General features: G+C 50.4%; 1 pseudogene. It reads right to left on the bottom strand.

From position 1 onward, the window contains the following. Nucleotides 1-270, bottom strand: a pseudogene (locus tag ACY9Z2_RS18965) (hypothetical protein); the annotation flags it as partial. Between the last annotated feature and the right edge of the window lie 6 nt (nt 271-276).

Genomic DNA, 276 nt, shown 5'->3' with positions numbered 1-276 from the left:
GAAGCCGTCCTTTTCATACCATTCGGGATGGCGCGAATATAATTTTGCATCCGCGCGACCTATAATACCTACTGTGAATTCGCGTCCTGGTAGGAATGTTTCCACGAGCGCGGGCTGCTGGTAGGTGTTGATGATGTATTCGGCGCGTTCGCGTAATTCCTTTTCATTGTTGACGATAGCGTTCATATCCACACCCATGCCTGTTCCTTCGCGAGCGGGTTTGACGAACAGTGGAAACTCTAACTCGGGTCGGAGAGGTTCATCTCCAATGGCAAA

The sequence above is a fragment of the Virgibacillus sp. GM2-2 genome (assembly GCF_055329585.1).
This window is presented reverse-complemented; position numbering and strand designations above follow the sequence as displayed.